Source organism: Rhodococcus sp. IEGM 27 (assembly GCF_033142305.1).
GTDB classification, from domain to species: domain Bacteria; phylum Actinomycetota; class Actinomycetes; order Mycobacteriales; family Mycobacteriaceae; genus Rhodococcus_F; species Rhodococcus_F oxybenzonivorans.
On sequence record NZ_JAWLSG010000005.1, the window covers coordinates 389,964 to 409,605 of the forward strand.

General features: G+C 67.0%; 19 protein-coding genes and 1 riboswitch. Of the genes, 14 read left to right on the top strand and 5 right to left on the bottom strand.

Features of this window, described 5'->3' with window-relative positions:
• Positions 1–11: 11 nt before the first annotated feature.
• The gene (locus R4P95_RS19820; RefSeq protein WP_159921669.1) at positions 12–623 is read right to left on the bottom strand and encodes a heme-copper oxidase subunit III; all 612 of its coding nucleotides are present in this window, start codon (positions 621–623) and stop codon (positions 12–14) included.
• Between the two features lie 125 nt (positions 624–748).
• Between R4P95_RS19820 and R4P95_RS19825 the strand changes: the two genes are divergently transcribed.
• Both R4P95_RS19825 and trpD read left to right on the top strand, forming a co-directional pair.
• Positions 749–1,228, top strand: a complete 480-nt coding sequence (locus R4P95_RS19825; RefSeq protein ID WP_213572438.1) for a hypothetical protein — start codon at positions 749–751, stop codon at positions 1,226–1,228.
• 58 nt (positions 1,229–1,286) lie between these two features.
• A complete protein-coding gene (gene trpD / locus R4P95_RS19830) occupies positions 1,287–2,390 on the top strand; it encodes an anthranilate phosphoribosyltransferase (protein WP_397517738.1) in 1,104 nt (367 codons plus the stop codon).
• 18 nt (positions 2,391–2,408) lie between these two features.
• Here the strand turns inward: trpD and R4P95_RS19835 are convergent, their stop codons facing one another.
• A complete protein-coding gene (locus tag R4P95_RS19835; RefSeq protein ID WP_109335029.1) occupies positions 2,409–2,684 on the bottom strand; it encodes an Lrp/AsnC family transcriptional regulator in 276 nt (91 codons plus the stop codon).
• Positions 2,681–4,477, bottom strand: a complete 1,797-nt coding sequence (locus R4P95_RS19840) for a DEDD exonuclease domain-containing protein (protein WP_397517739.1) — start codon at positions 4,475–4,477, stop codon at positions 2,681–2,683. The genes R4P95_RS19835 and R4P95_RS19840 overlap by 4 nt, the downstream gene beginning before the upstream one ends.
• A gap of 465 nt (positions 4,478–4,942) precedes the next feature.
• Positions 4,943–5,105: riboswitch (cyclic di-AMP (ydaO/yuaA leader) on the top strand.
• Between the two features lie 14 nt (positions 5,106–5,119).
• Here R4P95_RS19840 and R4P95_RS19845 point away from each other — a divergent pair.
• The 4 genes from R4P95_RS19845 to R4P95_RS19860 all read left to right on the top strand — a co-directional run bounded on the left by R4P95_RS19845 (position 5,120) and on the right by R4P95_RS19860 (position 9,693).
• Positions 5,120–5,659: an NlpC/P60 family protein gene (locus R4P95_RS19845; RefSeq protein WP_109329220.1), complete on the top strand. Its 540-nt coding sequence runs from the start codon at positions 5,120–5,122 to the stop codon at positions 5,657–5,659.
• 375 nt (positions 5,660–6,034) lie between these two features.
• Positions 6,035–7,087, top strand: a complete 1,053-nt coding sequence (locus tag R4P95_RS19850) for a C40 family peptidase (RefSeq protein WP_317746409.1) — start codon at positions 6,035–6,037, stop codon at positions 7,085–7,087.
• 49 nt (positions 7,088–7,136) lie between these two features.
• On the top strand, positions 7,137–8,522 hold the full coding sequence (locus tag R4P95_RS19855) for a hypothetical protein (protein ID WP_317746200.1): 1,386 nt from the start codon (positions 7,137–7,139) through the stop codon (positions 8,520–8,522).
• A 43-nt stretch (positions 8,523–8,565) separates the two neighbouring features.
• Complete coding sequence (locus tag R4P95_RS19860) at positions 8,566–9,693, top strand: glycosyltransferase family 4 protein (RefSeq protein ID WP_317746198.1); 1,128 nt, start codon at positions 8,566–8,568, stop codon at positions 9,691–9,693.
• A gap of 60 nt (positions 9,694–9,753) precedes the next feature.
• Here the strand turns inward: R4P95_RS19860 and R4P95_RS19865 are convergent, their stop codons facing one another.
• The gene (locus tag R4P95_RS19865) at positions 9,754–11,565 is read right to left on the bottom strand and encodes a long-chain fatty acid--CoA ligase (protein ID WP_317746197.1); all 1,812 of its coding nucleotides are present in this window, start codon (positions 11,563–11,565) and stop codon (positions 9,754–9,756) included.
• Between the two features lie 172 nt (positions 11,566–11,737).
• Here R4P95_RS19865 and R4P95_RS19870 point away from each other — a divergent pair, with 172 nt between their 5' ends.
• The 6 genes from R4P95_RS19870 to R4P95_RS19895 all read left to right on the top strand — a co-directional run bounded on the left by R4P95_RS19870 (position 11,738) and on the right by R4P95_RS19895 (position 16,289).
• The gene (locus R4P95_RS19870) at positions 11,738–12,118 is read left to right on the top strand and encodes a polyketide cyclase / dehydrase and lipid transport (protein ID WP_159921681.1); all 381 of its coding nucleotides are present in this window, start codon (positions 11,738–11,740) and stop codon (positions 12,116–12,118) included.
• Between the two features lie 154 nt (positions 12,119–12,272).
• Positions 12,273–12,710, top strand: coding sequence for an SRPBCC family protein (locus R4P95_RS19875; RefSeq protein ID WP_317746195.1), 438 nt, complete (start codon positions 12,273–12,275; stop codon positions 12,708–12,710).
• Complete coding sequence (locus R4P95_RS19880; protein WP_317753849.1) at positions 12,710–13,948, top strand: ArsA family ATPase; 1,239 nt, start codon at positions 12,710–12,712, stop codon at positions 13,946–13,948. Before R4P95_RS19875 ends, R4P95_RS19880 begins: the two co-directional genes overlap by 1 nt.
• A complete protein-coding gene (locus R4P95_RS19885) occupies positions 13,945–14,346 on the top strand; it encodes a hypothetical protein (protein ID WP_213572433.1) in 402 nt (133 codons plus the stop codon). The genes R4P95_RS19880 and R4P95_RS19885 overlap by 4 nt, the downstream gene beginning before the upstream one ends.
• Before the next feature lie 64 nt (positions 14,347–14,410).
• Positions 14,411–15,406 carry an ROK family protein gene (locus tag R4P95_RS19890; RefSeq protein ID WP_317746194.1) on the top strand — a complete coding sequence of 332 codons (996 nt, stop codon included), beginning with the start codon at positions 14,411–14,413 and terminating at the stop codon, positions 15,404–15,406.
• Positions 15,407–15,533: 127 nt separating this feature from the next.
• The gene (locus R4P95_RS19895) at positions 15,534–16,289 is read left to right on the top strand and encodes a lysophospholipid acyltransferase family protein (RefSeq protein WP_213572432.1); all 756 of its coding nucleotides are present in this window, start codon (positions 15,534–15,536) and stop codon (positions 16,287–16,289) included.
• A 33-nt stretch (positions 16,290–16,322) separates the two neighbouring features.
• On the opposite strand, the gene R4P95_RS19900 is transcribed toward R4P95_RS19895, so the two are convergent.
• Positions 16,323–17,645, bottom strand: coding sequence for a glycosyltransferase 87 family protein (locus R4P95_RS19900; protein ID WP_317756794.1), 1,323 nt, complete (start codon positions 17,643–17,645; stop codon positions 16,323–16,325).
• A 67-nt stretch (positions 17,646–17,712) separates the two neighbouring features.
• On the opposite strand from R4P95_RS19900, the gene R4P95_RS19905 reads away from it, so the two are divergent.
• Both R4P95_RS19905 and R4P95_RS19910 read left to right on the top strand, forming a co-directional pair.
• A complete protein-coding gene (locus R4P95_RS19905) occupies positions 17,713–18,204 on the top strand; it encodes a polyadenylate-specific 3'-exoribonuclease AS (RefSeq protein WP_159921691.1) in 492 nt (163 codons plus the stop codon).
• Positions 18,205–18,246: 42 nt separating this feature from the next.
• Complete coding sequence (locus tag R4P95_RS19910) at positions 18,247–19,632, top strand: class II 3-deoxy-7-phosphoheptulonate synthase (protein WP_213572430.1); 1,386 nt, start codon at positions 18,247–18,249, stop codon at positions 19,630–19,632.
• The last annotated feature ends 10 nt before the right edge of the window (positions 19,633–19,642 follow it).

Below are 19,642 nucleotides of genomic sequence, written 5' to 3' on the forward strand. Positions count from 1 at the left end.
CGTTCAGCTGATCAACGGATGAAATAGATCGTGGCAAACAGGGCGATCCACACGATGTCGACGAAGTGCCAGTAGTACGAGACGACGATCGCGGCGGTGGCCTGGGCGGGCGTGAACTTGCTGACCTTGGTGCGGGCGATCAGGAAGACGAACGCGATGAGACCGCCGATGACGTGGAGACCGTGGAATCCCGTGGTCATGTAGAACACCGAGCCGTACACGCTGCTCGAGATGGACGTGCCGTGCTCGACGAGGTGCACGTACTCGTATCCCTGGCCGAGCACGAAGAACGTGCCCATGGCGAGGGTGAGGAGGTACCAGCGACGCAGACCGAAGACGTCACCGCGCTCGGCCGCGAACACGCCCATCTGGCACGTGAACGACGAGGCGATCAGCACGAGCGTCACCGGCACGGCGAGGAAGAGGTTCAGCTCGGTCGGCTCCGGCGGCCAGTTTCCATTCGCCTGTGCTCTGGCCACGAAATACATGGCGAAGAGCCCTGCGAAGAACATGAGCTCACTTGACAACCACACGATGGTGCCAACGCTGACCATGTTTGGTCGGTTCAGCGAGTGCACGCGTTGGGTGATTGCTGATCCTGAAGTCCCTACTGCGCTCGTCACAGACAGAAGTATGACGCTTCGTCGTAAGAGACGACTACCCGGGTCCACCCTCGGCGCGCCGAGGCGTCCCGGTTGTCCGATTCTGCCTGCTGACGCGCTGGTGGCGGGCATGAAAGGGTGGAGGAATGCGAACTCGTGACAACAGTACGGGGTGGTTGCGGAGACTGTTCGGCGGTGGCAGGTCAGCGCCCCCACTGGACCCGGACCGGGAGGATCTCGTCGTGGTCGCCTCCTGCTTCGACGACGTGGAGGCGTGCTCCACCACTCTCGAACGCGCGGCCTCGGAGACTCCGGTGTGGCGGGCCGACGAGGAGGCCGTGCTGCGTCACCATCTGCGACTGCCGGCGACCACCCTCGGCGACGCGGAGTCCATTGCGGCGCAGGACGGATACCGGCCACGGCGCACCGGCGTCGCGGTTGCCGACGCCTCCGGGGCCGCCGAGGGGACCGTGGAGTTGGTGTTGCAACGGGTCCAGGTGCTGGACGCGCTGCACTGTTCCCAGGAGCGGTCGAGAATGGCCGGGCTGGCGCAGCGTCTCGGTGGGGACGTCGCGGGGTGGGACGCAATGCAACCGGTGCGCGAGACGGATACACAAGGCAACTAGGCTGCGGAGAGCGGATCACACGAGTACACATCGCTACGAGTTTCGAGGGGACACGACGATGCAGAGCCCGACCGTGCAGGGCCCGGACGCCCAGGGGACGAACGACACGACCCCGCCGGTCCGCACGTGGCCGTCGGTTCTCGGGGCGCTCACCGAGGGACGCGATCTGTCGGTGGAAGACGCGACGTGGGCGATGGATGAAATCATGTCCGACAATGCCACGTCCGCCCAGATCGCCGCGTTCGGTGTCGGCCTCAAGATGAAGGGTGTCGTTCCGGAAGAACTGCGCGGACTGGCCGACTCGATGCTGGGCCATGCGCGCAAGGTGCCGGTCGATGCCGATGTCGTGGACATCGTGGGTACCGGTGGCGACCGGTCCAACACCGTCAACATCTCCACGATGGCGTCGATCGTGGTGGCCGCCAGCGGCATTCGGGTGGTGAAGCATGGAAACCGGGCCGCCTCCTCGAAAAGTGGCGGCGCCGACGTACTCGAAGCACTCGGTGTCCGGATCAACTTGGGGCCCGACGAGGTAGCACGCTCCTTGCGCGAGGCCGGTATCGGTTTCTGCTTCGCGCCGGTCTTCCATCCCGCCCTCCGGTTCGCGGCGGCCCCGCGTAAGGAAATCGGCATTCCGACGGTGTTCAATGTGCTGGGGCCTCTCACCAATCCGGCGCGGCCGCGCGCGGGACTCATCGGCTGCGCGTTCCGCGATCTGATCCCGGTTGTCGCCGGGGTGCTGGCGCAGCGCGGTAACTCCGCACTCGTGGTGCGGGGGGATGACGGCCTCGACGAGCTGACGACGTCGAGCACGTCGACCGTGCATCTCGTGTCCGAGGGATCGGTGACGGTGCGTCAGCTCGATCCTCGCGATCTCGGTATCGCCCGGGTGTCGCTGGACGAGCTGCGGGGCGGGGACGCCGAAGCGAACGCGCTGGTGGCACGGCGCCTCCTCGACGGCGAGGCCGGGCCGGTGCGTGACGCGGTGCTGCTCAACGCTGCCGGCGCCATCGCGGCCTTCCGTGGTCTCGGCGACCGCCCGCTCGAAGAAATCTTGGCCGAGGGTATTACGACGGCAGCTCAGGCAATCGACAGTGGGGCGGCGGCGGCACTTCTGGTGAAGTGGGCCGCAGTCACCTCGGCGATGACGGCGACCAAGTAGCGCGCCGCCCGGCGCCGGTCATTCGCCGATGGAAAATCCGGCCTCGACATCGGCGCTCGAATAGGACTGGAACGCGATGTGTGTTGCCGTCCTGGACACTCCGTCGACCTTGTTGATCCCCTCGGTGACCACTTCGGCGATCTTCGCGTGGTCCCGGACCCGCACGATTGCGATCAGGTCGATGTCGCCGGCGCAGGAGTAGACCTTGTCGACGCCGTCGATATCGGCGACGGCTTGCGCTGTTTCCGGGATGCGGCGGGCTTCGGCGTGGATCAGGACGATGGCGTTGATCATGAGTGCCACCCTATGTGGTGGTGAACAGCGTCGGGCAGAGGCGCTCGGGACTCCGGTTCGGGTGTCGGTTCACTGCCGGCGCGGGCCCGCTCGCACCACTCCGCCCACGATCCGGCCCCCCGGGCGGGTTCGCAGTATCCCGCGGAGGCGCTGACTATGCGGGTGCCCTCGCTATCGAGCCAGCGGGCCAGCAGACCGGCTTCCTCGGGCGAGGCCCCGCGGAGCGGTGCATCATCCGGAACGACGGTCTCGGCAGCGAGCACCAGAGCCTCGACCACCGGCATCGGGTGTATTCCGCGCCGCGCACGCCCGGAGGATGCGAGCCGGCCGTGCCGGATCACGGCGAACTCCCAGCCTCCGGTGGCGGCCGGGCGGGCCGCCACGATTTCCTCGAGCGCGGTGAGGGCAGCCAGCCGTTGCATCCTGCGCAGTGCGAGGGCCACGTCTGCAGTGCGGTCGCGCAGCCGGGCGGCGTTCTCGAACAGCTCGCCCGCCGCGAGCGCGTCCAGCCGTGTGCGCATCCGCCGCAGCGGCGTGTCGTCGACGCCTCGCAGCAGATGACGGAAGAGTCGGGGGCCTGGGCTGTAGTCGTCCTCGGTTTTCAGACCCTGCACGGCCGCCGGGCACCGGGCGAGTTCGCGCGGCGGACATTGCGGTCCATGCTCGCGCCCTTTCGGTATCCGGGTGGTGCAGGTGCGCAAGACGCAGTACTCGGCGAGCGTCTCTGCGACCTCGACCGCTGTGGAGCGGGACCGGAACGGGCCGAGTGAATCCGGAGCGGGAGTGCGTACGACGGACAGTCGGGGAAAGGCCTCGACTGTGAGTGTGATCCACCATCCGCGCTTCGGATACTTCGATCGCCGGTTGTACGGCGGCGTGTGTGCGGCGAGTAGGCGCAGTTCGCGGACACCGGCCTCGAGCGCGTGCGAGCACTCCACATGATCGATCCGCGTGGTGAGCGCCACCATCTCCTTCATCCGTCCGCGCGTCTCGGACCCGGTGAAGTAATTGCGTACCCGGCGCCGCAGGTCTGTCGCCGTTCCGACGTAGAGCACCTCGTCCGAGGGGCCACGGAACAGGTACACCCCCGGGGCATGCGGTAAGTGACTGGCCAGGGTGCGCTTGGCTCGCTGGTGGGAGGAGACGTCGGGAAGGTAATCGACGAGTTCGGTGAGACTGTGCACTCCCTGGTTGCCGACCCGATCGATCAGAGCGTGCAGGACGTCGACGGTGGCGCGGGCGTCGTCGAGTGCGCGGTGAGTGGGCTGTGTGCTGACGTCGAAGAGCCGGGCAAGGGAGGACAGCTTCACCGAGGGCGCTTCGTCGCGGGTGAGGACGCGGCGCGCCAGCTTGACCGTGCACAGCACCGTGAACTTGGGCCAGGGGGTGTCGGTGGCCGCGGCGGCGGCCTTGAGGAAACCGGTGTCGAAGGGAGCGTTGTGCGCAACCAGCACCGAGCCTCGTGCGAATTCCAGAAAGGCGGGCAGTATCCTCTCGATACGCGGGGCGTCCACGACCATCGCCGTGGTGATTCCGGTGATCTCCACGATGTGCGGCGGGATGGAGCGACCCGGATCCACGAGGGTGGCCATCTCGCCGAGTACTTCGCCCCCGCGCACCTTCACGGCGCCGATCTCGGTAATCGCGTCCTCCCCGGGCCGTCCACCGGTCGTTTCGAGATCGACGATCACGAAGGTGGTATCTCGCAGCGGGGTGTCGAGCTCGTCGAACCTCAGTTGCTCGAACTTCGGTTGCACGAATTTCGGTAACTCGGGTACGCCGGAAACTCTCACGGCCCGGAGCGTATGGGCGGGTACCGACAAGCCACTTCCGACGAACACTTCGGGGGTGGGGAGACGAGGATCACACTGCCTTTTCCCGGCTCGTCCCGGAGTGCGGTAGCGGGCAGCGATTGTCGCGCAGTGAGTGTGCCTCGGGCGGACGACGACAGGTGTTCGGCCTCGGCGACGCGTTGCGGGTCTCGTATCGATGAAGGGTATGTGAACTGCAAGGATGCGGGGGCGGCGAAGGCTCGTCGCGAAAGGGTCGGGGCGAAATCGCCACAGCCGCTATCGAAAAGAGATCGGAAACCAACCGACTGTTATCTCGCTGTTATCGGAACCCGGTACAGGCGACCGCAGCGGGTATCCCTGCGCCCGATGGGCAATCTTCGCGTGTCCCGGTCGACATCCGGGTACTCCATTTCGTAACCTTCCTGAGACCTAGCGGAGTCTTGCCGCCCCACACCGGGACAGCATCGCTAGTCACCGCCTAATCGGCTTCTCGTGAGAGGGCCGTACCGGGAACCCAAGTTTCTACTGGGGTGAATCCTGCCGGGACGTTCGTCGGACCGGTGGGTAGGGCTGATCTTCCCAGCCCGAACCCGTCAGCTAACTCGGTCGGCGGACGAATGGAAGAAACGGAGTACCCCTTTCGTGGCGTCACAAGTTTCCAAGCGGAATGTGCGGCGGGCAATCGTCGCCAGCGCTCTTGCAGTAGGTGCGCTCACCGCTACCGCAGCCCCGGCCGCTGCGGACCCCATCACCATCCCCGGAATCGGAACCTTCGAGATCCCGGGCGTCGTCATCCCGCAGGTCCCCGGAGCGCCCGCGCTGCCCGCGCCGCCCGCGTCCTCCACCGGCGACAAAGCTGTTCAGGCAGCTCAGAGCAAAATCGGTGCTCCGTACGTCTACGGCGCCGCCGGTCCCAATTCGTTCGACTGCTCCGGTCTCGTGCAGTGGGCGTTCAAGCAGGCCGGACTCAACCTGCCGCGCACCAGCTACGACCAGGCCGCGGCCGGGACTCCCGTCGCGCAGTCCGATCTTCGTCCCGGCGACGTCGTGTCCTTCTACGGTGGGTCGCACTCCGGTATCTACGCCGGCAACGGCAACGTGATCCACGCCTCGACCGAGAGCCAGCCGGTCAAGTTGGCGCCCATCGCGTCGATGCCTTTCGACGGCGCACGCCGCTACTGATCCAGCCGCGTGGCACACGCATCTCCGGGACTCGTCCGGGGATGTACGGGGTAGCTTCGCAGGATCGCGCACGACCACCCAGGGTGGGTTCGAATCGCCATTCGAACCCACCCTTTGTGACATCTCGGCGCCCTGTCACCGCCGGAAATGCGCGCCGATGTCGTCTGTGCCACGAGGCTGCGTCGGAGGTGGACACGAACGTATGCCATTCCGTAACCTATCCGAGACCTTGCGAACTCATGTCACCCGAACCGGACGACAACGCGGGTCGCCACCTCTTCAGCATTCCGTGGCCCTGCGCGACCGCGGACCCTCGTGTCGCGCATCGCATCGCGTCTCGGGTGGTGGAGATCGATGAACGGAGAACCGCATTCCGTGGGCTCGAACAAGATGAAGCGCTCGCTGCGCAGCATGCTGACCGTGGGCGTCCTGTCCTTGACACTCACCTCTCTGCCCACCGTGTCGGCGGGCGCGGACCCGGTGGTAACCAACCCGACGGAGGCACTGGCCAAACTCGGTGATCTCTCCCGGCAGTCCGAGCAGACGTCCGAGGCACTCCACAACGCGCAGATCGACCTCGACGCCAAGTTGGCGGCACAACGTGACGCCGAGGCGAAGCTCGCCGGTGATCAGGGGGCTCTCGACGCCGCCAACGCGCGCATCGCGGTGTTCGAGCCGGTGGTCAACAAATTGGCGACGGCCAATTACCAGGGAGCCCGCACCAATCGGCTCTTCGCGGTGATGGTCAGTGATTCGCCGCAGCAACTTCTGGACCAGATGTCGGCTCTCGACGTCATCTCCAACGAGACCCGCAACCAGGTCGCGCAGTTCCAGGCAGCGACGTCGGATGCGGCGAAGGCCGCGGAAGCATCGAAGCAGTCCGCGGACACAGCCCGGTCCGCAACCGAGCAGGCCAAGGCGCGCAGCGACGATTTGCAGCGCAAGCAGAGTGACCTGCAGGCACAGATCGGTGAGGTGATGAAGGCGTTCGGTGACCTCACGGGCGCCGAGCGCGACCAGTTGGCCGGTACCCCGTTCCCGCCGGGATTCGATCCGAACACAATCCTCGCCCACCTCACACCGGGCTCCGGGTCGAGCGCACTCCAGGCCGGGATGACCCGCATCGGCGACCCGTATGTCTGGGGCGCCACCGGTCCGAACGAGTTCGACTGTTCTGGTCTCGTGGTGTGGGCTTACAAGCAGGTCGGGAAGACGTTGCCGCGGTCGAGTCAGGCGCAGGCAGGCGGGGGCACCCCGGTGTCTCGCGATCAGCTCCAGCCCGGCGACGTGGTCCTCTTCTACGACGACGCCTCTCACGTCGGCCTGTATGCGGGCAACGGCAACATCCTGCACGCGTCCACATTCGGTGTCCCGGTGAAAATCGAGTCGATGGCCAAGTTCCCGTTCTACGGAGCACGCCGCTACTGACGGTGACCGTCCCGCACCCGCGGAAGGGCATGCTCATACACTCACCGGCGTGCCCGAATCAGAGCCGGCGACCGCCGGGGAGCCGACAACATCACGCCGCCGGGCGCGCCCCTGGGAACTCGCCGCCCTGGTGGGCCTCGTTCTCGCCGTCCTCGTCGTACTGGCTTTGACTGGATTCTCGCGAACCGGCGAACGCACGGACGGCGCCGTCGGCAACGCCGACACGGCGGAGCAGAGCCGTCGCATCGAGGTGCAGGCCCTCCTTGATCGTTGGGCGAAGGCAGTTCGCTCGAACGATCCGGCAGCCTTGTCGCAGCTGATGGATGCGTCGGCATCACCCGGATTTCTCGCAGCGGAGACGCGGCGAGCCGCGAATCTCGCGGCTGTCGAATTTTCCGACTGGGGATACGAGCTCGCCGACGGTACCGGGACCGAGGTGCCGGAGAGTGAGGTGCCGGAGAGTCTGGTCGACGCGCTCGGCGCCGACGAGGTGTGGTCACCCGCGGTTCGACTCCGCTATGCGATCGCGGACGTGGACGTGCTTTCCACCCGTAAACCTGTGTCACTGGTCGTCGCCCGGCGCGGTGATCGTTGGACCCTGGTGAGCGACAACGCCACAGTGGACGGGGATCATCGGACCTGGCGGGGGCCGTGGGATTTCGGCCCCGTGGTGTCGCGCCGCGTCGACACAGGCGACGGACTGACGTCGGTGGTGCTGGGGCACCCCGACAACGCCGCAATGGTGGACCGGCTGGCCGAAGAACTCCCGTCTGCGGTGGTCAACGTCACGCAATTGTGGGGGCCGGACTGGGCAGGTAGGACGCTCGTGTGGGTGGCGGCGTCGCAAGACGAGTTCACGGCGCTGGTCGGCCCGGATCACGACGGACGTGACATTGCCGCCGTCGCGATCTCGGATGCCGTCGACCCGGAGGCAGCAGCGGTGAGCGGACAGCGGATCGTGTTCAGCCCGGCGTCGGCGGAGCGCCTCACCGAGGTGACCCGCCGGGCTATCCTGCGGCACGAACTGACCCATGTGGCGGCGCGGGCCGACACGGTGGATCGCTCGCCGATGTGGGTGCTCGAAGGGTACGCGGAGTACGCGGCATACCGCGGTTCCGACGAGGAGAAACGCCGGATCGCACCCGCGCTCACGGCGCTGGTGGACGAGGAAGGCGCACCGCAGGAGTTCCCCCGTGACGAGGACTTCTCTGCGGCAGGTGAGCGCGGGTCCATCGCCTACGAGACGGCGTGGTCCCTCAACGCGTTCGTGGCAGAGGAATTCGGTGAATCGAACGTGACGCAGCTGTATCGTGCGTTGGCCGTCGGGGAGAGTGACCTCGTGCAGGTCGACGACACACTGGCCGAGGTCCTCGATGTCGATGCCGATCAATTCCGGGACGAGTGGGCCGACTGGGTGGGCGCCCGACTGGGGTGACCCTGCGTCGCCCAGCGCCTGGTCAACCGCCTACGGTGGTCACATGCGTCGAACCCTGTTGGTGACGAACGATTTTCCGCCCCGCCCGGGTGGTATCCAGTCGTACCTGCACACCTTCGCCAAGCACTTTCCGGCGGACGACTTGGTGGTGTATGCCCCGCGGTGGCGGGGCGACTCGCATGTCACCTTCGATGCGCGACAGCCCTTTCCGGTGGTACGTCATCCCACCACGCTGATGGTGCCGACACCGTTCGTGGCCCGGCGCGCCGCGCGGCTGATCGAGGAGTACGGTTGCGCGAATGTGTGGTTCGGGGCCGCCGCGCCACTCGCCTTGCTCGCTCCGACGCTTCGCCGTGCGGGCGCGCAGCGCGTCATCGCCAGCACGCACGGGCACGAAGTGGGCTGGTCGATGCTGCCCGCCGCGCGGCAGGCGTTGCGGCAGATCGGTGAGCAGACGGACGTCGTCACCTACGTCAGCCGCTACACCCGCGGCCGCTTCGCGTCCGCATTCGGTGCGGGCGCCGCGCTCGAGCACCTGCCGCCGGGGGTCGACACGGAGCGGTTCGCGCCCGACAGCGGCGCTCGCACGGAATTGCGGGCCAGGTACGGGCTGGGGGAGCGGCCGACTGTCCTGTGCCTGTCGCGTCTGGTGCCGCGCAAGGGGCAGGACGTTCTCATCCGGGCCCTCCCGACCATCCGTGAGCACATCGATGGTGCGGTACTCGTAATCGTCGGCGGCGGGCCCTACGAGGACCGCCTCCGGTCCATGGCCCGGGCGGTGGGTATGGAGGACCACGTGGTGTTCACCGGAACGGTCCCGTCGGCGGAACTGGCGGCACACCATACGATCGCCGACGTGTTCGCCATGCCGTGCCGCACGCGGGGCGCGGGACTGGACGTGGAAGGCCTGGGGATCGTGTTCCTCGAAGCATCCGCCAGTGGAGTCCCCGTGGTCGCGGGACAGTCGGGTGGTGCACCGGAAACGGTGCGCCAGAACGAGACCGGGCTCGTCGTCGACGGCACGTCGGTGAACGAGGTGGCCCGTTCGGTGATCGCGGTTCTCGCCGACCGCGATCGCGCTGCCGCCATGGGTGCGGCAGGACGCGAATGGGTCAAGGCGGAGTGGCGATGGGACGTACTCGCCGCGCAGCTGCGGGCACTGCTTGCGTGACCACCCGTGAGTACTTCTCAACCGCGGGCGGTTGAGAAGTACTCACGAGTCCGGAGGGGACTACTTGGCGTAAATGGCGGCGATCTCCTCGGAGAAGCTCTCGTGCACGACGTTCCGCTTGAGCTTCATCGTGGGCGTGAGTTCGCCTGTCTCCTCGGTGAAGTCGACGGGCAGGACACGGAACTTCTTGATCGCTTCCGCGTGCGAGACGAGTTTGTTGGCTTCGGCGACCGCCTCGTCGATCTCGGCCGTGAGATCGGCGTCGGCGAGCAGATCGCCGACCTTGGTCTCGGCGGGCTTGCCGTTGCGCTCGTTCCACGCGGGGAGGGCGTCGGCGTCGATCGTGATCAGAGCGCCGATGAACGGCTTCTGGTCGCCGACGACGATGGCCTGGCTGATGAGCGGGTGCGCGCGGAGGTGATCCTCGAGCTGCGCGGGGGACACGTTCTTTCCACCGGCCGTGACGATGATCTCTTTCTTGCGGCCGGTGATCGTGATGTAACCGTCCGAATCGACCGACCCGAGGTCGCCGGTGTGGAACCAGCCGTTGTCGAGTGCCTCGGACGTGGCGGCCTCGTTGCGCCAGTATCCGTGGAACACCACCGGTCCCGACAGCAGGATCTCGCCGTCGTCCGCGATGCGAACCGAGTTTCCTGCGAGGGGTTTGCCGACCGAACCGACCTTCTGTTCGCCGATCGTGTTGACTGCGAATGCCGCTGAGGTCTCGGTGAGACCGTAGCCCTCGTAGATCGTGATGCCGATGCCGCGGAAGAAGTGGCCGAGCCGGGCGCCGAGCGGTGCGCCGCCCGAGATCGCCAGCTGGCACTTTCCGCCCAGCGCCGCGCGTAACTTCGAGAACACCAGCTTGTCGAACAGTGCGTGCTTGGCCTTGAGGACCAGTCCCGGCCCGCCCTTGTCCTGAGCTTCGCTCCAGGCGATGGCCGTCTCGGCGGCCGCGTCGAAAATCTTGCCCTTGCCCTCGCCGTGGGCCTTGGCGCGGGCACTGTTGTACACCTTCTCGAAGACACGGGGCACCGACAGGATGAAGTCGGGGCGGAACTCGCCGAAAGTGGGGACCAGGTTCGGGATGTCGCTCGTGTGTCCGAGCGCAGCACCCGCGTCGAACGATGCGATGCTCACTGCCCGCGCGAGTACGTGCGCCATCGGGAGGAACATCAGCGTGCTCACACCGGGGGACTTCAGCAGGGTGCCGAGGCTCGAGTCGAGGATGCCCTTCGACTCGGCGATCAGATTCGAGTGCGTCAGCTGGCAGCCTTTGGGGCGACCGGTGGTACCGGAGGTGTAGATGAGAGTCGCGGGGTCGCTCGACTTCAGAGCCGCGACCCGGGCCTCGATCTCCGCGTCCGGGACGTCGATGCCGAGCGTGGTCAGTTCGTCGACGACGCCGCGCTCACCGCCGGCCGCCTCGATCTGGTAGACCCCACGCAGCCCCGACGCCGCGGCGGCGACCTCCTTCACGGTTGCCGCATACGTGGCGTTCTCGACAATCAACTGGGTGGCTTCGGAATCGCCGAGGATCCAGCGGACCTGCTCCGCCGAGGAGGTTTCGTAGATCGGGACGGTAACGCCGCCGGCGGACCAGATGGCGAAGTCGAGGAGCGGCCACTCGTACCGGGTGGCGGACATCAACGCGACCCGATCACCCTGCTGGACGCCCAGGGCGACAAGGCCCTTCGCGACCGCGGTGACCTGTGCCGCGAAATCGGCGGCCGTGACATCGGTCCAGGTTCCCGCGACCTTTCGCTTGTACACGACCAGCGCCGGACGGGCCGCTGCGTGGGCGAACACCGAGTCGACCGCGGACGCGTCCTCCGCGATCGTGAACGACTGTGGCGCGCTGAACTCGGGCACGAAAAACCTCCGACGCTGAAAGATACTGACGAGTAGGATTGTCTGGCTCAACTTTAGACCTTCGCCTGCACCTCGCTGGCCCAGCCCGACCGACCCCTGCTCAGAGCCTGTTCGCGGCCGCCGGAGGAACCACGCGGCAATCGCGGCGCGGCAGTGTGTGAAGCTAGTCGCTGTGAGCAGTATTCAGGTCGCAGACCAGACGTTCGTTGCGGCGCCACCCGCGCAGGTAGCGGCGGCGATTGCCCCGCCCACCCGCTGGCGCCGGTGGTGGCCCGACCTCACTCTGTCCGTCCGCGAGGACCGTGCCGATAAGGGGATCCGGTGGGTCGTGGCCGGGTCCCTCACCGGAACGATGGAGGTGTGGCTCGAACCGGTGCTCGACGGGGTGATCGTCCACTACTTCCTGCATGCCGAACCGGCCCGGAGCGAGGGCGACGGTTCACCCGACCTGGCTGCACTGAACCGTCGCCGCCGTGTCGAGGGGAAAGTGATGTCCTTCGAGGTCAAGAAGGAACTGGAAGCGGGTCGCGCACCCGGGGAACCACCATCCTGACCTGGCGCCCTTTCCCGGGGGGCGCCGTCAGCATTGTGTCCGAGCACGGGAATCGTGTGTGATAGTCGGGCACGACACAGTCACGGAACCAGGTAACAGTGTGGCCCGGCCATCGGCGCGCGGGTTCGCACACGCGAAAGGAAGCGTTCAGTCCATGCCCGAGAGGACCAAGAGGTCGATCAGTATCGAGGCGCCGCCCGCCCGGGTGATGGATGTGATCGCCGACTTCGACGCGTATCCGGCGTGGGTGACGGCAGCGAAATCCGTGGAGGTACTGGACCCGGGGCCGAACGGCCGGGCCGATCGGGTGCGCTTCGTCCTCGATGCGGGAATGGTCAAGGACACCTATGTGCTCCGCTACCGATGGGCGCCGGACGGCAAGGCCGTGAGCTGGGAGCTCGAGTCGGGCGAGATACAGAAGGCGCAATTCGGTTCGTATGTGCTCGAGGAAGAATCGGGCGGCAGTACCACCGTCACCTACGAACTGACCGTGGACCTCACCATCCCGATGATCGGCCTGTTCAAGCGCAAGGCCGAAAAGGCCATCACCGATACAGCGCTCAAGGAACTGAAGAAGCGGGTGGAAGGCTGATCAGCGAGGGCGGTAGCGGTCCCGCACGGGTCCAGTTCTTCGTTGGCAAGGGCGGTGTGGGTAAGACCACACTCGCTGCCGCGACGGCGCGGGCGGCTGCGGACAGTGGTAGTCGGACACTTCTCGTTTCCCTCGATCAAGCGCATTCACTCGCCGACGTCCTCGGCGTCGGGTCGGCACGAGACCTCGTGTCGGCGGCCGACTGTCTCGACGTCATCGAACTGGATACTCTCGCCGTGCTGGAAAGGCGCTTCAGGAGCGTGTCGGCACTGATCGCCGCCGCAGGAAACCACGACCACGGCGCGCAACTGTCGGCACTGGAACCCGAGGAGTTGACGGGGCTGCCGGGTGTGCAGGACGTGCTGGGTTTGCGGGAGGTCGTCGGCTTCGCCACCAGCGGGCGGTACGACACCGTCGTCGTGGACTGCCCACCCACCGCGGATGCGCTGCGGATGCTCGACGCGCCCGCGATGACCCTCGACTACATCGAGCGGGTGTGGCCGCAGCATCGTCGGATGATCGCCCTGGTGGGCACGGATCCGCGGCTGGTCATGCTGGTCTCGTTGCTCGAGCAGGTGGTCTCCGCCGTCGGCGAGGTCCGAGCGTTGCTGACGAACCGCTCGAAAACGACTGTGCGCCTGGTGACCGCGCCCGAGCGGGTGGTGCTCACGGAAACTCGCCGTACCTTGGCCGCGGCGGCGCTCTCGGACCTGCGGGTCGATGCCATCCTCGTGAACAACCTTCTGCCGCAGTTCGATTCGACTGATAAGGGAGATGGTCCCGGAGTCGCCTGGCTGACGCGGCGACGGGCGCTCCAGCAGAGGGTGCTCGCCGAGCTCACCGCGTCGGTCGGAGCGACCGTGATCCGCACGGTGACCCGTTCGGTGACGGAGCCGGTAGGGTTGGCCGATCTCGGCGATATCGCCAGGGAGTTGTATACCGACGGCGTGGACGCGGTTGCGGTGCTGGGGAAGAACCCTCCTGCAGTGCGGGTGGGGCTGGAATCGGGGGCCGGTGTGGATTCTGTGTACACGATGCGGATGTATCTGCCGCTCGTGAATCCGTCGACTCTCACCTTGGGTCGAGTGGAGGACGATTTGGTGGTGGGTGCCGAAGGGGTGCGCCGGCGGATACGGCTCGCCTCCGTCCTGCGCAGATGCGTCGTTGCAGGCGCGGAACTGGACGGCACCGACCTCGTGGTGCGCTTCACCCCGGACCCTCAGGTGTGGCCGGTATGAACGACGATCACGCCCAACTCGTCGCGGAACTGCGGGCGCTGGCCGAAAATGCCCTGGAGCGACTCGAACCGATCCTGCAGCGCGCCGCGGCACCCCACGCGCAGGACGGACCGAACGATCCGGCCGCGGGCACCGGCGAGTGGTCGGGGTGCACGTGGTGCCCGGTCTGTGCGCTCGCGGCGTTGATTCGCGGAGAACAGCACGACCTCGTGACACTTCTGGCGAATCAGGGGACCGTGCTCATCGCGGTTCTCCGGCAGATACTCGACGAGCATCGTGTGCACGACACCCCGGACGGCCCGCAGGCCCCGGACCCTCCGCCGGGTAACGCCGAGGACGCACCACACGGTCCCGCCGGCTCGGCGTTCGTCCCCATTTCGGTCACCATCAAGCAGTGACCGCCGACGCCCTGTCCGCAGATCTCGTGCGCGCGGGCGGCCCGGCGTGGGCACAATCATGTCCATGAACAACGGCGCGGGCAGCGACACGGGCGGCAGCTCGCCACTGACCATCGGCATCGACGTCGGCGGGACCAGCATCCGTGCTTCGGTAGTCGATGCGAGTGGCGAGGTTCTGGACTCGCTCCAGTCGCCGACACCGGCGTCCGCAAAGGCTCTCGAGAACGGCCTCGACCGGGCCGTGCGGGAGCTGTCGGGGCGACACAATATCGCCGCTGTCGGGCTGGCGGTCGCCGGATTCATCACCCCGGACCGCACCACGGTGCGGTTCGCGCCCCACCTGCCCTGGGTAGGTGCACCGGTAGGGCGGGACCTGGGCGAGCGGCTGGGCCTCCCGGTGATCCTCGAGCACGACGCCAATGCCGCCGCATGGGCCGAGCACCGTTTCGGCGCTGCGGCCGGAGGTCGGAATGTCGTGATGCTCGCCGTCGGGACCGGCATCGGGGCCGCGCTCCTCGCGGACGGGCAGCTCTACCGCGGCAGCCATGGTGTCGCACCGGAGCTCGGGCACATTCAAGTCGTTCCGGGCGGCCGTCCGTGCGCTTGTGGGAAGCGCGGGTGCTGGGAGCGGTACTGCAGCGGCACGGCCCTCGTCGACACGGCGATCGAGCTGCTGGCCGCCGACCCGACGACCTCGACCATCCTCGCCCGTGAAGTCGCCGTCGATCCGGGTGCGCTGACGGGACGCCGGATCGCAGGCGCCGCCCAGGACGGGGACCCCCTGGCCCAACAGACGATGCGGGAATTCGCGCGCTGGCTCGGGGTGGGGCTGGCACTGATCGGCGACGTGTACGACCCTGATCTCATCGTGATCGCAGGCGGCGTGGCAAGCTCGTCCCCGTTGTTTCTCGACGCGGCACGCGAGCACTACGCTGCATTGACCACCGGCGCGGGCCACCGGCCGTTGGCACGAATCCGGTCGACTCAACTGGGCGAGGCAGCGGGCATGATCGGGGCCGCGGAACTCGCCCGAGCCGTCCTGCCCGACCGGGTAGGTTGACTCCTCCTCGACACCTGTAAACCTGCAGTGTGATGCTGTGCGGGGTACCAGGGCGTATGTAGCGGCCCTCACCTACCCGAAGTAGAGTCGACCCGAACGAAGCTTGGGTTGCAACGGGAGGGACGCCATGTGGTACTGGCTCTTCAAGTACGTGTTTTTGGGGCCGGTTCTCTGGGTGTTGGGTAGGCCCACGGTGGAGGGAACGGAGAACATTCCGGCCGAGGGTGGTGCCATCTTGGCGAGTAACCATCAGGCAGTGCTGGATTCATTCTTCCTTCCGTTGCGTGTCTCGCGCAGGATCACCTTCCTCGCGAAGAGCGAGTACTTCACCGGGACGGGACTGAAGGGCGCCTTCCAGCGCTGGTTCTTCTCCGTCGCCGGGCAGGTGCCGATCGACCGCACGGGGGCCGACGCCGCGCAGGACGCACTGAATGCCGGTCTGCGCGTGTTGTCGCAGGGGAAGTTGTTGGGCATCTATCCGGAGGGCACCCGTTCTCCGGACGGCCGGCTCTACAAGGGGAAGACCGGACTGGCGCGGTTGGCGCTCGAGTCCGGGGTGAAGGTCATCCCGGTGGCCATGATCGGAACGGCGAAGGTCAACCCGATCGGTTCGCGACTCTGGCGTCCCGCGAAGGTGACCGTCCGGATCGGGGAGCCGATCGATTTCTCCCGGTTCGAGGGAATGGGCGGCAATCGGTTCGTCGAGCGGGCCGTCACCGACGAGGTGATGTACAAGCTGATGAAGCTGTCCGGTCAGGAGTACGTCGACATCTACGCGGCGACCCTCAAGAAGTCGACGCCGACCGGCCCGACTGCGGTGCCGGAGGCAGGACTCGCCCCGGCCACCGATGTCACGCGGATGCCGGACACGCGCGCGAGCTGACTTGCCACGGTCTCAGGCCACGGACACGTCGCCTCAGGCCACGGGGACGGACACGTCGCCGGACGGTGTCCGGCGTTCGTCCCCGTCCGGCCGGGACGCGGCCGTGCCGAAGGTGACGAACGCCACGGCTACCACAGCGAGGCCCCACCACACGTAGGACGACGCCAGGAAGTGGTCCCACACACTCCAGTGGACGCCGCTCCAGCGGCCGACTCCCAGTTTCCAATGGGCGGCCACCTTGATGACGGCCAGACCCGCGACTGCGACGAGCCCGAGCGCGATGCTGCGCCCCCGGTAGGCGAGGACCCCGAGCGTGAGGATGATTGGCACCGACCACACCCAGTGGTGTGACCACGACACCGGGGACACCAGAAGTCCCAGCACCGCGTTCACCCCGAGCGCGAGCGCGGCCTCCCCGGCGCGGAGCGTTCGGAGCATCGCGACGATCGCCACGGCGAGAACCCCGAGGCTGAGCAGCAGCCAGATCGGGGTGCGCAACGACTCGCTCACGTCGAAACGTGCCAGCACCCCGGTGATGCTCTGATTTGCCGGATACGCGGGAGTGCCGATCCGGCCCGAGTCGAAAAGAGTGCGGGTCCAGTAGGTGACCGAGTCGCTCCACGTTGCGATCGCGCCCACCGCGCTGAATGCAACGAAGGCGGCCGCTGTCGTCACTGCCGCGCGAAAGTCTTTGCGCAGCAGGAAGTACAGCACGAACACGGCGGGGGTCAGCTTCACGGCGGCGGCCAGTCCGATCAACACACCGCGGGGCAGGGGTGTGCGCTTCGCGAGGCAGTCGAACGCCACCAACGCCATCAGCAGGATGTTGATCTGCCCGTAGTCGAGAGTGGACGACACCGGTTCGAGTGCCGTGGCCACGGCCAGCCCGCCGAGCGCCGTCCACACCAGGGTGGTCCGCGGGGCGATTCCGAGGGAGTCGAGAGTGACGAGGAGTGCGCCGAACAGGGCGACCAGGGACAGCACGGTCACCACCACGCCTGCCGCCTCCAGCGACACCAGCGACAGTGGACTGAAGACCACCGCCGCGAGCGGCGGATAGGTGAACGGAAGGAAGTTACCCATCTGCGTGGGCGGCATCGATCCGTAGAGAGTGGGCCCGTGGAGGAACACCGACCCGCCGAGACGGTAGACGTCCAGGTCGAGCCGGTAATAGAAACCGAAGTCGCGTAGACCCGGCAGACCGACGAGGTTGTACGCGAAGCCGGTGACGAGTCCGGCGACGATCAGGACCCGGATCAACACACCTGCCACGCGTTGTCGCGGCGGCGTCCGCGGCGCTTCCGAGCGGTCCGCGGCAGTGCCCGCGGACCGACGACCGTCGGGGGTAGCGCTCACCAAGGTCTCCTTCAGGAGTGAGGGGTGGATCCGGTCGACGCCGACGAATGAGGCATAGTCTGCGGGCGTGCGTTACTTCTACGACTGCGAGTTCATCGAGGATGGTCGCACGATCGACCTGGTGTCGATCGGGGTGGTCGCAGAGGACGGACGTGAATTCTACGCCGTGTCCACCGAGTTCGATCCCGCGCGCGCCGGAAAGTGGGTGCGGCGGAACGTTCTGCCGAAATTGCCTCAACCGTCGTCCCCCTTGTGGAAGAGCCGCGCGCGGATCCGGGACGACCTGTACACGTTCCTGATTCCCCGGCCCGGCGTGGTGCCCGAACTGTGGGCGTGGGTGGCCGCCTACGACCACGTCGCCCTGTGTCAGCTGTGGGGAGACATGACGGCGTTGCCGCAGTCGCTGCCCCGCTACACCCGAGAGCTCCGTCAGTACTGGGAGGACAACGGTAGTCCAGCCCTTCCACCTGCACCGGGAGACGCCCACGACGCACTGGCCGACGCCCGGCACAACATGGCAAAGTTCGAAGCCGTGCGGGTGGCGCGGTCGCTGCGGTGACCTGACTCGCCATCCGTCGTGCCGAGCGAATATCCTGTATGGGTGAACTGGACTGTCGACGTGCCGATCGACCGCTTGCCCGAACTTCCGCCGCTTCCTTCCGTGATGCGTGAGCAGCTCGACGCTGCCCTGGCCAAGCCGGCTGCCCAGCAGCCGCAGTGGCCGGAGGGGCAGGCCGCGGCGATGCGGACCGTCCTCGAGAGCGTTCCGCCGATCACGGTCGCCAGCGAGGTCGTCGCGCTGCAGGAGAAGCTGGCGCAGGTGGCCCGTGGGGAGGCATTTCTCCTCCAGGGAGGTGACTGCGCGGAGACCTTCGCCGACAACACCGAGCCGCACATCAAGGGCAACATTCGCACGCTGCTGCAGATGGCCGTGGTCCTCACCTACGGCGCGAGCCTGCCGGTGGTGAAGGTTGCGCGCATCGCCGGTCAGTACGCGAAGCCGAGGTCGTCGAACGTGGACGCACTGGGACTGCAGTCGTACCGCGGCGACATGATCAACTCCCTCGTCGCGGACGAGGCGGTGCGCGCCCACGACCCGTCGCGGCTGGTGCGCGCCTACGCGAACGCGAGTGCAGCGATGAACCTCGTCCGCGCGCTCACCGGCGCGGGCATGGCCGATCTGCACAAGGTCCACGACTGGAACCGTGAGTTCGTGGCGTCCTCACCCGCAGGTGCCCGCTACGAGGCACTTGCCGCGGAAATCGACCGTGGCCTGCAGTTCATGAACGCGTGCGGCGTCACCGATCCGAGCCTGCACCAGGCGCAGATCTTCGCCAGCCATGAGGCGCTGGTCCTCGATTACGAGCGAGCGATGCTCCGTCTGGACAACGACGACGATCACCCCAAGCTGTACGACCTGTCGGCCCACTTCTTGTGGATCGGTGACCGCACCCGTCAGCTCGACGGAGCGCACATCGCGTTCGCGGAACTGGTGTCCAACCCGATCGGACTGAAGATCGGTCCCAGCACCACCCCCGAGATGGCCGTCGAATACGTCGAGCGTCTCGACCCCACCAACAAACCGGGCCGGTTGACGCTGATCTCCCGGATGGGCAACAACAAGGTGCGCGACCTGCTGCCGCCCATCATCGAGAAGGTGCAGGCCACCGGTCACCAGATCATCTGGCAGTGCGACCCGATGCACGGCAACACACATGAGGCGTCCACCGGCTACAAGACCCGTCACTTCGACCGCATCGTCGACGAGGTTCAGGGTTTCTTCGAGGTCCACCACGGCCTCGGCACCTACCCGGGCGGCATCCATGTCGAGTTGACCGGCGAGAACGTCACCGAGTGCCTCGGCGGCGCCCAGGACATTTCCGACCTCGATCTCTCGGGCCGGTACGAGACCGCCTGCGACCCGAGGCTCAACACGCAGCAGTCACTCGAACTGGCGTTCCTCGTCGCGGAGATGCTGCGCGGCTGATCCGGACAGA